Genomic DNA, 14,907 nt, shown 5'->3' on the forward strand with positions numbered 1-14,907 from the left:
CCGCAAGCATGAGACCGCGCCCGGGCTGGGAGCGGCTGGAGATTTTGCCCTTGGGTTCCGATCCACGCATTCTGGTCGTCGCCCCCGACGATGACCTGATCGGCCCGCTGTGTCAGGGCCTTGACGCCCTTGGCTGGCGGACCGTGACTGCCCGCTCCCTGGGCAGCGCCATTCAGGTGCTGATCGACTGGCCGCTGGAGACCGTGATTCTCGACGCCCGCCTGCCGGACGCCGTCGAAGGCATCGGGGCCCTGCGCCGGACCGTCACGCCGCGTCGCCTGCCGGTGCTCGCCATCGGGCCCCAGGCCGCGGCCTGGGAGCCGGGGGTGGCCGATATCGTCATGTCCGCCCCGCCACACGCGGCCCAGGCGGCATTGAGACTGGAGAATCTCGTCCGGTCCGCCATCGCCGAGGAAGAGGTGTCGCTGCGCGAGGCGACCTTCGCCGCACGGGGCCAGCCCCTGCCCAGCGTCGTCATCGATGCCACGCCCTTGCGCGTCCTCGCCGCGGGCAAGCCGGACCGGCACTTCCTCGCCCTCTCCAACGCCCTGACCGAACGGGGCTGTGAAGTCGTGGCCGCGCCGACGCCCTACACGGCGTTCGACTATCTGCACGAACGGCCGTTCGACGCCGCCGTGCTCTGGGGCGCCGAGGACCATACGCCCGCCCTGTCCATCGCTTCGGGCATGAAGCGGAACACGCGGCTCTATCATATCCCGGCGGTGCTCTATCTGCGGGGCTCCGGCGAGATCAATCTGTCGGAGCTCTACAACCGCGGCTTCGCCGACGTGGCCGCCGCCGATACGCCCGAGGATGAGACCGCCGAGCGGATCACCGCCCTCGCCCGCGCGCATCGCCGCCACGTTGCCATCCGCAAGGCACTGGAGAGCGCCCGCGGCTCGGGCCTGACCGATCCCACAACCGGCCTGTTCACGCCGGAACTGTTCGCCAGCCACCTCGCGCGCGTCGCCGAGGGGGCCCGTCTCCGCCGCCGCCCGCTGTCGGTCGCCGTGCTCCGCGTCTCGGAGACCGAGGCCGTGGCCGAGGCGCGCAAGGGCGGCTGGCTGGACCGCGCCCTGCCCCAGATCGGGGCCATGGTCTCGCGCCTGATCCGAACCGAAGACACGGCCGCCCGGCTTTCGCCCGACGTCTTCGCCCTCGCCCTGCCGGCGACCCACGGACCGGCGGGCCGAATCGCCGCCGACCGGATCGCCGCCGTCATCGGCTGCACCGCCTTCGACGCCGGTCCCGACCGCTCGCCCTTCGTGGTCGAATTCGAGGTCGGCGTGGCCGAAGTCAGCGTCGGGGAATCGCCGGCGGCGGTGCTGGAGCGGGCCTCAAGGGACGTCCGGACCTCCGCCTGACATCCATTTGACAAATATTTTTGTCTAATACATTTTGAGGGCATGACGGCCCGACCTTCCGCCCTGCTGGATGATCTGGACACCGCCCTTCTGGCGCTGGCCCCGGTTCGCCGTCGCATCCTGACGGCCCTGACCGAGCCGGCGTCGGCGGCCGGACTGGCCGAGCGACTGGGCCTGCCGCGTCAGAACATCGGCTACCATCTGAACGCACTGGAGGCCGCCGGTCTGGTCCAGCTGGCCGGAGAGCGCCGCAAGCGTGGCTTCACCGAACGCCTGTTCATCGCCGCCCGGAACCACGTCTTCGACCCCGGCATGATGCAGGCTCCGCCCGACCCCGACGCGGTCGAGGCCCAGGACCGTCACGCCGCGGACCATTTGATCTCGACCGCATCGGCCATGGTTCGCGATGTCGCCCGCATGCGCCAGGATGCCGCCGCCGAGGGCTCGCGCCTGCTGACCCTGACGGTCGAGGCCGACGTGACCTTCGCCATCCCGGCCGATTTCGACGCCTTCACCGAGGAGGTCAGCGCCGCTGTGGCCGCCCTCGCCCGCAAATACGCCGCGCCTTCCGGACGGCGCTACCGGCTCACCGCCGTCGCCCATCCCGCCGTCGCCAAATCCGCCCCAGCCAGGAACTGACCGCCATGACCGAAGTCGCCAAACCCATGGAGGACCACGTCCTCGTCGAGGTCACTGTCCCCGCCCCCGCCGACGCGGTCTGGGCCGCCCTCCGCGACCCGCAGAAGATCCACCAGTGGTTCGGCTGGGAGACCGAGGGGCTGAAGGACGAGATCGACTTCATCTTCGTCACCCACGCCAGCGCCGACGACGAGAAGCGGGTGGTCACCTTTGTCGGCGTCAACGACCGCTACGAGGTCGAGGCCCGGGGCGACGCCTGCCTTGTCCGGGTCGTGCGCTCAGCGCCTGCGGGCGACTGGTCCGACGTCTTCGACGGCATGATCGAGGGCTGGATCTCCTTCACCTGGCAGCTGGCCTTCGCCTTCGCCCGCCACCCCGGCCAGACGCGCCGCACGCTGTTCTTCTCGGGCCCGCCCCGCGAGGACCGGCTCGCGCGCTCGCTTCTGGGTCTCGACGCCGCCCCCGCGCCGGGCGAACGCTGGTCCATGCCGATGGGGCCGGATGCCGACGCCGCCGGCGAGGTCTGGTTCCTCGCGCGCCACCAGACCGGCGTGACCGTCGACGCCTGGGGTGACGGCCTGCTGGTTGTCGTGGATCAGCCGCCGACCGAAAAGCATCCGCGCGGAACGACCATGATGACCCTGACCACCTATGGCTTCAGCGAAGCGACCCTCGCCGGGTTGCAGACCCGCTGGCAGGGCTGGTGGGACGCGCGGTTCGAGACCGTGGCACCGGGCTGCGACTGACTGGAGCCATCCGCCCATGTGCAACACCTACCGGTTCAAGCCCTTCGCCGAGCAACCGTTCGAGGAACTCCGGGAGATCGGCATCGAGCTCGAATTCCCGGACGGCAGGCCCAACATCGAGCCGCGCGACGACATCCGCATCGGCGATACGGCGCCGGTCGCCACGCGCACGGACCGTGGCGTGGCCGTGAGGATGACGAAATGGGCCTGGACCTCGCCCCAGGGGCGGCCGGTGTTCAACTTTCGCTCGGACGACCGCTCGTTCGCCAACAGCGTGAGATGCGCCATTCCGGCGGACGGCTTCTATGAGTTCACCGACGCCCTGCCCGGCCAGAAGCGCAAGACCAAATGGCTGTTCACCCTGGTCGACGCTCCGGCGTTCTGGATCGCCGGCGTCATCCGGGACGGTGCCTTCGCCATGCTGACGACGACGCCGGGCCCCGATATCGCGCCGTACCATGACCGGCAGATCGTGCTGCTGGAGCCGGGTCGTGCCATGGAATGGCTGGACCTGACCACGCCGGAAGCGAGCCTCCTCAGGGCCCTGCCCGCAGGCCGCCTGGCGGTTCAGCAGGTCTTCCCGACTCCGGAGACCGGCCAGCTCTTCAGCTGAAGCGGCCCGACACCCGCCGGGCCGGCGACACCGATGCCGACATCTGACCGTGTCAGGACAGTGTTTCATCGAAGTGCGAAGACAACTTCACAGAAGCGCACCGGAACCGTCACCGATCAGCGCTCGGTCTGTCTTATCCCACCGCTAGCTACAGCGACGGGTGGGGGCGAGTGATCGCAACGGGAGGCGAAATGCCTGCCGATCCCTGCCGTGAAATTCCTTGGACAGACACGGTGAAAACGATGACCGGCCTTCGACTGACCACCCTGCTCGCGATTTCCGCCAGCGCCCTTACACTCGCCGCCTGCGGCTCGGCTGAAGTTGCGTCGCCCGGCGAAGGCGATTTCGGTGGCACGGGCGGTGGCACCGGTGGCGGTACGACCCCGCTGCCCCCGGGCACGCCGGCCGCCGACTGCCCCACGGGCTTCGCCAACGTCGGCACCGTCGCCGGTGGCACGCTCCGCGCCTGCCAGCTCCCGCAACAGATCAACGGTGCCCTGACGGTGCCGCTGCGCGCCGGCACCATCTATTCGATCAGCGGCCGCACCGCGGTCGGCACGGACCAGGGCGTCGACCCGGCAGCCCCGATCGCCGGCAGCGTCCAGGGCATTCTGACCATTGAAGCCGGTGTGCGCATCTTCGCCTCGGGCGGCTCCGACTATCTGCTGGTCAACCGCGGCTCGCAGCTGTTCGCTGAAGGCACCGCCACCACCCCGATCGTCTTCACCAGCCGCCAGAACGTCGAAGGCACCACGACCGAGAGCTCGCAGGGCCAGTGGGGCGGCATCGTCCTCGCCGGCCGCGCGCCGCAAGCCAACTGCCAGCTGACCGCGCCGGTCACCTGCACCGGCACGGTCGAGGGCACCAGCGCCTTCTTCGGCGGCAACACCGCGGCCGACAACTCGGGCCGCGTCCGCTACGTCCAGATCAAGTTCTCCGGCTTCGAAATCTCGACCGGCAACGAGCTGCAGGGCCTGACCATGGCCGGCGTCGGTTCGGGAACCACGGTCGAGTTCGTCCAGATCCACAACAGCTCGGACGACGGCATCGAAATCTTCGGCGGTAACGTCAACCTGCGCCGCATCGTCATCACCGGCGCCGACGACGACGGCCTGGACACCGACACCGGCTGGCGCGGCGGTGCCCAGTTCGGCATCGTGACCCAGCGCCCGGCGGGCTCGACCAGCCGCAGCGCCGGCTTCGAGTTCTCGTCCGCTCCGGCCTCCGTGCCGCTCGCGACCCGCTACGTCTCGCAGCCGAAGATCGCCAACTGGACCCTCGTCGGCCGTAACGCGACGACCGACGCCCACACCGTGGCCCACTTCGACACGGGCAACGACGGCACGATCATCAACTCGGTGTTCACCAACGTCGCCGGTTCGCTGGCCGGCTGCATGGCCATCAACGACGCCGACACCGCCACCAGCGGCGTGACCTTCAACTCGGTCTTCATGTCCTGCGGCCTGGCCTACCGGACGGCCAACACCGCCCTGTCGACGGCCGCCTTCACTGCCGGCACCAACAACACGGCGAACGGCGTCTCGACCCTGACCGCTCCGGCCTCGGGCACGAGCCTGAGCAACCAGGTCCTGACCTTCATCAACGGCGCCAACGAAGCCGCCGTGACCCCGGTCGCTGCGGCCACGACCTACGCCTTCTTCCAGAACACCACCTACATCGGTGCCGTCCAGAACGCCGCCGACACCTGGTGGCAGGGCTGGACCTGCGGCCTCACGGCCGGCGCGACCTGCTGACGACGGATGCGGAGGCGGCCCATCCGGGCCGCCTCCGGCTTTCGCCCAGTCCGTTGAACTCCTTCAAGGCGCAGATCATGAAGACCGTTACCCTGACCCTGAGCGGGGTCCTCCTGGCCACCAGTGCGCTGATCGCGCCCGGGCTCGCCTTCGCTCAAACCCCGGCCGTCACGGCACCGGCGGCTGTTCCCCAGGATGAGCCTGAGGCAACCGGCGAGCTGGACGAGGTCGTCGTCCTCGGTCGCTTCATTCCCGAACCGAACCGTGAGAGCGCGGAAGTCGCGGCCTTCCTGACGTCCGAGGACCTCGAGCGCACGGGTGACAGCAGCGCTGCCGGCGCCCTGGCCCGCGTCACGGGCCTGACCGTCGTCGAGGGGCGGTTCGTCTACGTCCGCGGTCTCGGTGAACGCTACTCCTCGGCCCTGCTGAACGGCTCGCCCCTGCCGAGCCCCGAGCCTCTGCAACGCGTCGTGCCGCTGGACCTGTTCCCCTCCAGCATCCTCGAGAGCGTCACCGTCCAGAAATCCTATTCGGTCGACTTCCCGGGTGAGTTCGGCGGCGGCGTGATCGACCTGCGCACGGTCGATGCACCCAACGATCCCTTCTTCTCGATGTCGACGTCGGTCGGCGGCAACACCGAGACGACCGGCGATGAAAGCCTGATCTATTTCGGCTCCCGCACCGACTTCACCAGCTTCGACGACGGCACGCGCGACGTTCCCGACTCGCTGGCCCTCGCCTTCGCCGAGGGGGTTCCGGTCAACAGCGCCAATTTCGGCGCGCTGGAGCTTGAGCGGATCGGCCACTCCCTGGTCAACTCGCCGCTGCGCCTTCTGCAGCGGGATACGACGCCGGTGAATTTCGGCTTTGATTTCGCCGGCGGGTTCAAATCCGACAGCAGCCTCGGCACCTTCGGTCTGATCGGCGTGGCCGGGTACAGCAACAGCTGGTCGACCCGGAACGGCATCCAGGAAGAGGCCCAGTTCTCCGGTGCCGTCCTCGTGCCCGTGACCAGCAAGGCGTTCGAATCGAACCAGAATGACATCCAGCTGAACTTCCTCGGCGGCCTGTCGCTGGTGACGGACAACAGCGACTACCGGTGGACCAATTTCTTCGTCCGCAACGTCACCAAGGAGGCGCGGATCAGCGTCGGTCCCGATTTCGACGCGGGCGGCGAGGTCCAGCGCACCGACTACACCGAATGGTACGAGCGCCAGCTCTTCTCCAGCCAGCTCTCCGGCGAGCACGAGTTCATGGACGGGGCGCTGGAGTTCGCATGGCGGGGTGCCTATTCGCTGACCGAACGCAACGCCCCCTATGAGAGCCGCTTCGAGTACGGGGTCGCCGCAGACGGTGCCTTCCTGCACGAGATCGGCGGCAACCGGATCTCCTTCAGCGAACTGGACGACGACATCGTCTCGGGCGGCGCGGATCTGAGCTACACCATGGCCCTGTCCGACTATCGGGACGCGACCTTCAGCTTCGGCGTCGCCTATTCTGACAACAACCGGGATGCCGAGCGTCGCGACCTGCAGTTCGTTCCCGCCAGCACCCTGACGGAAGAGCAGCGCCGGTCGCGGGTCGACTACCTCTATTCCGACGTCAACATCGGGCCGGCCGGCCTGATCCTGGCGGAAGTCACCGGCAGCGCCGGCAGTGGCGCGGCCGCCTATTCGGCCCAGCTCGAGGTCGCCGCGGCCTATGTCCAGGTCGATGCCGAGTTCATCCCCCTGGTCCGCACCACCTTCGGTGTGCGCTACGAGGACGGCTACCAGTCCGTGACCACGCGCGATCTGTTCGGCGGTGCCGCGCCTTTCGCACCGACCGAGATCGAGGAGCAGTATTTCCTGCCCTCCTTCACGGCGACCTGGAATTTCGCCGAGGACCAGCAGTTCCGCGTCGGGGCTTCGCAGACCATCGGCCGGCCCCAGTTCCGTGAACTGGCACCGCAATCCTATACGGACCCGGAAACCGATCGCGAGTTCACCGGCAACCCGTTCCTGGTCGACACCGAGATCCTGAACCTCGACGCCCGCTACGAGTGGTTCTTCGCCCGGCAGCAGTATCTGACGGCCGGCGTCTTCTTCAAGGATCTGGACAAGCCGGTCGAGGCGACCATCGTCACCTCGGGCAATGCGCGCCAGCAGTCGTATCTGAACTCGCCCCAGGCGACCGTCTACGGTGCCGAGATCGAAGCCAAGAAATACTTCGAATTCCCGGACAGCGGCTCGTCCTTCATCGCCGACAAACGCTGGCTGGTGCAGGCTAACTACACCTGGTCCGACTCCGACGTGAGCGTCGAGGCCGGCGACATCGTCCGGACCCCGGGCGGCGGCGGGGCCAATGAGGATGCGACCTTCTTCATCGAGGACGGCAGCCGCCTCCAGGGCCAGTCGGAGCACGTCGCCAACCTGCAGCTCGGTTGGGAAGACGACACCGCACGGTCCCAGGCGACCATCATCGTCAACTATGTCAGCGAGCGCGTCAGCGCCCGCGGCGCCGGCGGCGCGGGCAACCGCGAACCTGACTACATCCAGGACCCCGGCGTCTTCGTCGATTTCGTCTACCGCAAGGATTTCGAGGCCGGCGGCCGCGAGCTCGGCTTCGCCCTCGAACTCCGCAATCTGCTCAACACGGATTTCGACGAGTATCAGGAGCTGGGCAACAAGATCCTGATCAACAACTATGAGCTGGGATCCAGCGCTTCGGTCAGCCTGAGCGCACGCTTCTAGGCCGTCTGGGGAGGCGGTCGCCTGACCGCCTCCCCTTCCGGACGACAAGACAGATTTGCGGCGGTTCATCCGAACCCCCCGCAACCGTCACAGCAAGTTCGCCGCGCCGTCACGATCCGATGAAGCCCGGACACGGACGATCGGTCTAGGAAGGCCGCGGGCCGTCGGGGTCCGCTTGAGGCACGCCACAGTGATCGGCGCAGTTCACCGTTTCAGCACACAGGTCCGGGACGCGATGGCGACGCGGCCTGACCGCATGCGCCAGAGCGTCGAGGTCGTGCTTGCCCTCGCCCTGACGGCGCAGCTGGCCCAGCTCGGCTGGATTGCACTCGGGCCGGCGGCCGCGGCCGGGGCCGCGACCAACCCGACGCCCGCACCTTTCCAGCCCGCTGACCCGACGGTCTTCCAGCGTTTCGACGCGTTTTTCCGTACGGGTGGTCAGAGCAGTCTTGCGGAGGCGAGTGCGGCGGGGAACGGGCAGATGCGGTTGTATGGTCTGCGCTCGGACGGCGCGGGCGGGGGTTCGGCGATCATCGGGCTGGCGGATGGGCGTCAGGTTTCGGTGGGCGTGGGGGAAGAGGTTGAGCCGGGGCTGGTGCTGCGCGGGGTGGGCGCGGATCATGTGACGCTGGCGCGCGGCGGGTCGGTGAGCCGGCTGGTGTTTACGGATCTGCCGATGGGGGTGGCGCCGGTGCCGCCGCCGCCGCCGGGCCCGCAGACGGTGACGCCTGCGCCGGCGGTGTCGGGCGCGCCGGCGGGGGCTTCGATTGATCCGGCGCGGTTGCTGGGCCAGGCGGGGCTGCGGCCGCGGATGCGCGGGGCGCGGCTGGACGGGTTTACGGTGTCGGGCGCGGGCGATGCGGCGGTGCTGCGGGCGGCGGGGCTGCAGGCCGGGGATGTGATCCTGGCGGTGAACGGCCAGCCGCTGGACAGCCTTGAGCGGATCGCGGCCCTGCGCAGCCAGCTGGCCAACAGCGCGGGCGCCGAACTGCGCATCGAGCGCGACGGACAGGTACAGACCTCCACCCTGGGAAGCGGCCAATGAAGCGATCGAACCTGATCGGCGCCGTGATGGCCGCCGTCCTCGCCGTGCAGGGGCCGCTGGCCGCCGGGCCGGCGTGGGCCCAGTCGCAGACCCTGAACGTGCAGGGGGCGGACATCCGCGCCTTCATCCAGGACGTGGCGCGCTCGACGGGACGGACCTTCATCGTCGATCCGGGCGTGAGCGGCACGGTGACGGTGTCGAGCGACCGGCCGCTGAGCCGGACCCAGCTGTTCGAGGTCTTCCTGTCGACGCTGCGGGCCAACGGCCTGGTGGTGACCCCGACGGCCTCGGGGGCCTACCGGATCAGCCCGGCGCAAGGGGCCGCCCAAGGCCCCGCGACGGTGGGCTCGGAGCGGTTCTCGACCGAGGTGTTCCAGCTGAGGAATATCGATGCGGCGGCGGCGGCGGAGACGATCCGGCCGCTGGTGGGGGCGCAGGGCCAGGTGCTGGCCAACCCCGGCGCCAACAGCGTGGTGGTGGCCGACTTCGCCGACAACCTGGTCCGCATCCGCGCCCTGATCGGGCGGATCGACGTCGACCGGACCGGGTTCGAGGTGGTGACGCTTGAAAACTCCTCGGCGCGCGAGATCGCCGCCGTCCTGCAGACGGTGCTGGCCCCGCCCGGCGGGCAACCCGGCTCGGGTATGGTCAGCGTGACCCCGGTGGAGAGCTCCAACTCGATCGTGCTGCGCGGTGATCCGGCGGCGCTGGCGCGCATCCTGCCGCTGATCGGCGACCTGGACCGCCGGGCCGAGAGCGCCGACGACGTCAAGGTGGTGTTCCTGCAGCATGCCGACGCCGAGGCCCTGCTGCCGGTGCTGCAACAGGTGGTCGGCCAGCCGGTGACGGCGGCCAGTGCCGCTGCCCCGCTCAGCGGGCGAGGCGGCGCGGGCGAGACGGCCGCGGCGGTTGCGCCGGCGAGCGTGCCGGCGGCGCCGGTGGCGGGACAGAGGGCGGTGATCGCGCGCTTCCCGGGGGCCAATGCGCTGGTCATCTCGGCCTCGGCCGATACGCAGCGGATGCTGGCCGAGGTGATCCGCCAGCTGGACCAGCGCCGTCAGCAGGTGCTGATCGAGGCGATCGTGGTGGAGCTGTCGGACAATGCGGTGCGCGAGCTGGGGGTGCAGTGGCTGCTGGCGGGCGAGGACGGCAATCCCGTCGGCCTGACCAACTACTCCGACCGGGCCGCGCCGCTGGTGCCGCTCGCGGGCGGGGCCGGGGCGGGCCAGCTGGAGGCCGACGACCCCTTGCGCGACCAGCTGCAGACGCTGGCGCTGAACACCCTGCTGGGGGCCAATGGCTTCATCGGCGGGGGCGGCGGGCGGATCGGCGACGGCCTGTTCGGCTTCATCATCAATGCGGCCAAGACGGATGCGGGCTCCAACCTGCTGCAGACGCCGTCGCTGATGACGCTGGACAATGAGGAGGCGACCATACTGGTGGGTCAGGAGGTGCCGATCACGACCGGCGAGACCCTGCTGGACGGCAATGCCAATCCCTTCCGCACGACCCAGCGCCAGGACATCGGGGTCAAGCTGGTGGTGCGGCCGCAGATCAATGCAGGTGGCTCGATCACCCTGTTCCTGCGTCAGGAGGTGTCCAGCATCAACGGCGTGCTGACCGACAGCGCCAATGATCTGGTGCTGAACAAGCGCGAGCTGGAGACGACGCTGGTGGTCGACGACGGCGACATCGCGGTCGCCGGCGGCCTGCTGGACCAGAACGACCGGCTGTCGGTGGACGGGGTGCCGGGGCTGGCCAGCCTGCCTTACGTCGGCGGCCTGTTCCGCTCGACCAGCCGCCAGCGCGGGCGGACCAATCTGATGGTGTTCATCCGCCCGACCATCATCCGCAGCCCGGCCGATGCCCAGGCGCTGGCGGCGGACCGCTGGGGCTATATGCGCCAGCAGCAGCTCAGCAATGCGCCGGGGGTGGAGCCGTCGCTGGACGAGATGCTGCGCGACTATATGCGCACGCAGCCTCCAGCAGCGCCCGACGATACGATCACCGCCCCCGTGGGCGAGGTGACCGCCGCGCCGCTGGCTCCGGTCTCTTCAGGCCAGTGAGGCGGCGGTGATCACCCTGATCAATCCGACCCTGCCCTATGGCTTCGCCAAACGGCACGGGGTGATCCTGCTGGAGGCGGGCGAGGTCTGCGTGGTGGGCCTGCGCGAGGGGGCCGATCCCTCGGCCCTGATCGAGACGCGCCGGGCGCTGGGCCGGCCGCTGCGGGTCGAGCCGCTGGACCAGGCCAGCTTCGACCGGCGGCTGTCGCAGGTCTATGCGGGCGATCACCTGAGCGCGACGGACGGCGACGACCTGTCGATGCCCTCGGGGCTGGAGAGCCTGATCGACGACATCCCGGCCGCGGCCGACCTGCTGGACACGGCCGATGACGCGCCGGTGATCCGGCTGATCAACGGCATCATCGCCGAGGCCGTGCGGGCGGGGGCTTCGGACATCCATCTTGAGCCGTTCGAGACGGCGCTGACGGTGCGGATGCGCATCGACGGCGTGCTGCGCGAGACCCTGTCGCTGAACCCGCGGATCACGCCGCTGCTGGTGTCGCGGATCAAGGTGATGGCGCGGCTGGACATCGCCGAGAAGCGGGTGCCGCAGGACGGCCGTATCCCGCTGGCCCTGGGCGGCAAGACGCTGGATGTGCGCGTCTCCACCCTGCCGTCGCGGATGGGCGAGCGGGTGGTGCTGCGCATCCTGGACCGGGATCAGGCCGGGCTGACGCTGGACCGGCTGGGCATGGCCCCCGATGCGCTGGACGCCTTCCGCGCGGCGCTGAGGGAGCCCAACGGCATCATCCTGGTCACCGGCCCGACGGGCTCGGGCAAGACCACCTCCCTCTACGCCGGCCTGTCGCTGCTGAACGACGCCACGCGCAACATCCTGACGGTCGAGGACCCGGTGGAATATGCCATCGACGGCGTCGGCCAGACCCAGGTCAATCCCAAGGTCGGCATGACCTTCGCGGCGGGCCTGCGGGCGATCCTGCGTCAGGACCCGGACGTGGTCATGGTCGGCGAGATCCGGGACGTGGAGACGGCGCGGATCGCGGTGCAGGCGGCCCTGACCGGCCATCTGGTGCTGTCGACGGTGCACACCAATGATGCGGCCGGGGCTGTGACCCGGCTGAGGGACATGGGGGTGGAGCCCTTCCTGCTGGCCTCGACCCTGCGGCTGATCGTGGCCCAGCGGCTGGTGCGCCGGCTGTGTGGCGACTGCCGGCGGCCGGAAGGTGCGGACAAGGCCACCGCGAAACTGGCGGGGGTCAAGGTCGGCCAGACGGTGTGGCGGCCGCAGGGCTGCGGCCAGTGCGGCCAGACGGGCTATGTGGGACGGGTGGGCCTGTATGAGGTGATCCGGGTCGATGACCGGGTGCGCCGGCTGATCGCCGCCGAGGCCGGCGAGGAGGCGATCAACGCCGTGGCCTTTGCGGGTGCCGAAACCCTGACCCAGCGCGCGCGGACCCTGGTGCTGGAGGGCGTCACCTCGGTCGAGGAGGCGGTGCGGGTGACGCGTCAGGAGACCGCCGAGGCGCATGATGAGCCGGGGCTGGCTGTCGCGGTTCCCGCGGTTGCGACCGGGCGTGAGGATGCGGCCTGATGGCGGTGTTCGACTATGTGGCGGTGGACGCGGGCGGGCGCACGGTCAGCGGGACGCTGAGCGCCGATGACGACGCGGCCGCGCGGGCCCTGCTGGCGCGGCGCAGGCTGATGCCGCTGGAGGTCACGGCGTCGCGCGGGGCGGCCCCGGCGCGGGGGGCGGCCCCGTCGCGGGCCGCCGCTCCGGCACTCAAGGGCCCCGGCAAGCTGGATTCGCGCACCCTGGCGCTGGTCACGCGCCAGCTGGCCACCCTGGTGACCGTCTCGCCGGTCGAGGAGGCGCTGCGGGCCATTGCCATCCAGGCCGACCGGCCGGCGGTGCGCGCCGTGCTGGAGGGGGTGCATGGCGGGGTGATGGAGGGCCGGCGGCTGTCGGACGCCATGGCCCTGCAGGGTCAGGCCTTCCCGCCGCTGTACCGGGCCATGGTGTCGGCGGGCGAGACCTCGGGGGCGCTGGCCCCGATCCTGGAGCGGCTGGCCGAGGGGCTGGAGCGCGACCAGGAGGTGCGGGGCAAGGTGATCACGGCCCTGGTCTATCCGGCGGTGCTGGCGATCGTGGCCATCGGGGTGGTGATCGCCCTGATGACCTTCGTGGTGCCGCGGGTGGTGGACCAGTTCGACAGCATGAACCAGACCCTGCCGCTGCTGACGCGGCTGGTGATCGGCCTGTCGGACGCGATGCGCGACCAGGGCTGGCTGGTGGCGCTGCTGCTGGCGGCGGCGGCCGTCGGCGGCGTGTTCGCCCTGCGCAATCCGGCCGTGCGGCTGGCGGTCGACACCGTCCTTCTGCGCCTGCCGCTGATCGGGCGGCTGGCGCGCGACCTGCACGGGGCAAAGATGGCGCGGACCCTGTCGACGATGATCGCGGCGGGGCTGCCGGTGCTGGAGGGGCTGACGATCACGGCGCGGACGGTGTCCAACCGCCGCCTGCGGCTGGCCACGGAGCGGATGGCCGAGGCGGTGCGCGAGGGCGGCGGCCTGTCGGCGGCCATGCGCCGGGCCGACGTCTTCCCGCCCATTCTGGTGACCATGACCGCCTCGGGCGAGGCCGGCGGCCGGCTGGAGCCGATGCTGGAGCGCGCCGCGGAATACCTCGAGCGGGAGTTCTCCACCTTCACCGCGGTGATGCTGAGCCTGATCGAGCCGGCCATCATCGTGGTCATGGGCGGGGTGGTCGCCGTGATCATCCTGTCCATCCTGCTGCCCATCCTGCAGATCAACACCCTGGCCATGGGGTGAAGGGAATGATGATGAACACTTCTCTGGCTCCAGACCTCCGCCACGCAGCCGCACGCATTGTTGCCTGGGCCGCGGTCACAAGGCTCCGCCTTGTCGACCCGACGCGGCCTGGCGCTTCGCGCATCCCACGCGCTCAAGCAGCGAGCCGCCGCGCGGCGAGCGTTAGCGCCCCCCACAGGGCCGGCTTCACCCTGGTGGAGCTGATGGTGGTGATCGTGATCATCGGCCTGCTGGCCACTGTGGTGGCGATCAACGTCCTGCCCAGCCAGGACCGGGCCATGGTGACCAAGGCCAAGGCCGACATCGCCACCCTGGAACAGGCGATCGAGACCTATCGCCTCGACAACCTCGACTTCCCCGACGACCTGCAGGCGCTGGTCACCGCCCCGCCGACCCTGGCCAGTCCGGACCGCTACCGTCCGGGCGGCTATGTGCGCCGCCTGCCCGAGGACCCCTGGGGCGAGCCCTATCTCTACCGCCGCCCGAGCGCCCACGGCGGCCAGTTCGACGTCTACTCCCTGGGCGCCGACCGCAAGGAAGGGGGCGAGGGCAACGATGCCGACCTCGGAAACTGGGAGACCTAAGGGCGCTACCGCTCGCGACGCGGTCGCTCGCTGCTTGAGCGCGGGGCGGGGCGCCAACGCTCGCCGGGCGTGGCATGCGCGAAGCGCCAGGCCGCGTCGGGTCGACAAGGCGGAGCCTTGTGACCGCGGCCCCCACAAAGAAGGCTTTACGCTGGTGGAGCTGCTGATGGTGGTGGCCATCATGGGGCTGGCCGCCGGGGCCGTGGTCCTGTCCGTGCCCGATCCGCGGCCGTCGGTGGCCGCCGATGCCGAGCGGTTCGCCGCCCGGCTGAGCCGCGCCCGCGAGGAGGCCATCCTGACCAACCGTCCGGTCGCGGTCGAGGCGACCGCCGCCGGCTATGTCTTCACCGCGTTCGACGGCGCCGCCTGGTCGGCGCTGGACGAGGGCCCGTTCGGGCCGGAGACCTGGACGGCGGGCACGAGCGTCACCCCCTCAGCCCCGCCCGCCCGGATCGTGTTCGACCCCACGGGCGTCGCCGACCCCGCGGCCCTCACCCTGACCCGCGACCGCCACAGCCGCACCATCACCGTCGACGGCGCCGGAGAGGTCACCCTCAATGGCTGACTTGAAGGA

General features: G+C 70.1%; 12 protein-coding genes. All 12 read left to right on the plus strand.

Annotated features, from left to right (window positions below; all coding sequences use genetic code 11):
* The first annotated feature begins 50 nt into the window (after positions 1-50).
* The 12 genes from KB221_09605 (at position 51) to KB221_09660 (ending at position 14,898) form a co-directional block, all read left to right on the plus strand.
* Entirely contained in the window at positions 51-1,364 is a 1,314-nt protein-coding gene (locus KB221_09605) for a diguanylate cyclase (protein ID WIY68355.1), read from the plus strand.
* 42 nt (positions 1,365-1,406) lie between these two features.
* Positions 1,407-2,003 carry a winged helix-turn-helix domain-containing protein gene (locus tag KB221_09610; GenBank protein ID WIY68356.1) on the plus strand — a complete coding sequence of 199 codons (597 nt, stop codon included), beginning with the start codon at positions 1,407-1,409 and terminating at the stop codon, positions 2,001-2,003.
* Positions 2,004-2,008: 5 nt separating this feature from the next.
* Complete coding sequence (locus KB221_09615) at positions 2,009-2,749, plus strand: hypothetical protein (protein WIY68357.1); 741 nt, start codon at positions 2,009-2,011, stop codon at positions 2,747-2,749.
* A gap of 16 nt (positions 2,750-2,765) precedes the next feature.
* Positions 2,766-3,362: an SOS response-associated peptidase family protein gene (locus KB221_09620; GenBank protein ID WIY68358.1), complete on the plus strand. Its 597-nt coding sequence runs from the start codon at positions 2,766-2,768 to the stop codon at positions 3,360-3,362.
* 242 nt (positions 3,363-3,604) lie between these two features.
* Positions 3,605-5,116, plus strand: coding sequence for a hypothetical protein (locus tag KB221_09625; protein ID WIY68359.1), 1,512 nt, complete (start codon positions 3,605-3,607; stop codon positions 5,114-5,116).
* A gap of 77 nt (positions 5,117-5,193) precedes the next feature.
* Positions 5,194-7,848: a TonB-dependent receptor gene (locus tag KB221_09630; GenBank protein WIY68360.1), complete on the plus strand. Its 2,655-nt coding sequence runs from the start codon at positions 5,194-5,196 to the stop codon at positions 7,846-7,848.
* A 235-nt stretch (positions 7,849-8,083) separates the two neighbouring features.
* Positions 8,084-8,893 carry a type II secretion system protein N gene (locus tag KB221_09635; GenBank protein ID WIY68361.1) on the plus strand — a complete coding sequence of 270 codons (810 nt, stop codon included), beginning with the start codon at positions 8,084-8,086 and terminating at the stop codon, positions 8,891-8,893.
* Positions 8,890-10,959, plus strand: coding sequence for a type II secretion system secretin GspD (gene gspD, locus KB221_09640; GenBank protein ID WIY68362.1), 2,070 nt, complete (start codon positions 8,890-8,892; stop codon positions 10,957-10,959). Before KB221_09635 ends, gspD begins: the two co-directional genes overlap by 4 nt.
* Before the next feature lie 7 nt (positions 10,960-10,966).
* The gene (gene gspE / locus KB221_09645) at positions 10,967-12,511 is read left to right on the plus strand and encodes a type II secretion system ATPase GspE (GenBank protein WIY68363.1); all 1,545 of its coding nucleotides are present in this window, start codon (positions 10,967-10,969) and stop codon (positions 12,509-12,511) included.
* A complete protein-coding gene (gene gspF, locus KB221_09650; protein WIY68364.1) occupies positions 12,511-13,749 on the plus strand; it encodes a type II secretion system inner membrane protein GspF in 1,239 nt (412 codons plus the stop codon). The genes gspE and gspF overlap by 1 nt, the downstream gene beginning before the upstream one ends.
* A gap of 203 nt (positions 13,750-13,952) precedes the next feature.
* Positions 13,953-14,333, plus strand: a complete 381-nt coding sequence (gene gspG, locus KB221_09655; protein ID WIY70902.1) for a type II secretion system major pseudopilin GspG — start codon at positions 13,953-13,955, stop codon at positions 14,331-14,333.
* Between the two features lie 154 nt (positions 14,334-14,487).
* Positions 14,488-14,898: a GspH/FimT family pseudopilin gene (locus KB221_09660; GenBank protein ID WIY68365.1), complete on the plus strand. Its 411-nt coding sequence runs from the start codon at positions 14,488-14,490 to the stop codon at positions 14,896-14,898.
* Positions 14,899-14,907 lie beyond the last annotated feature (9 nt).

Origin of the sequence: Aquidulcibacter paucihalophilus, assembly GCA_030285985.1 — a bacterium.
In the GTDB taxonomy this organism is placed as follows: domain Bacteria; phylum Pseudomonadota; class Alphaproteobacteria; order Caulobacterales; family Caulobacteraceae; genus Brevundimonas.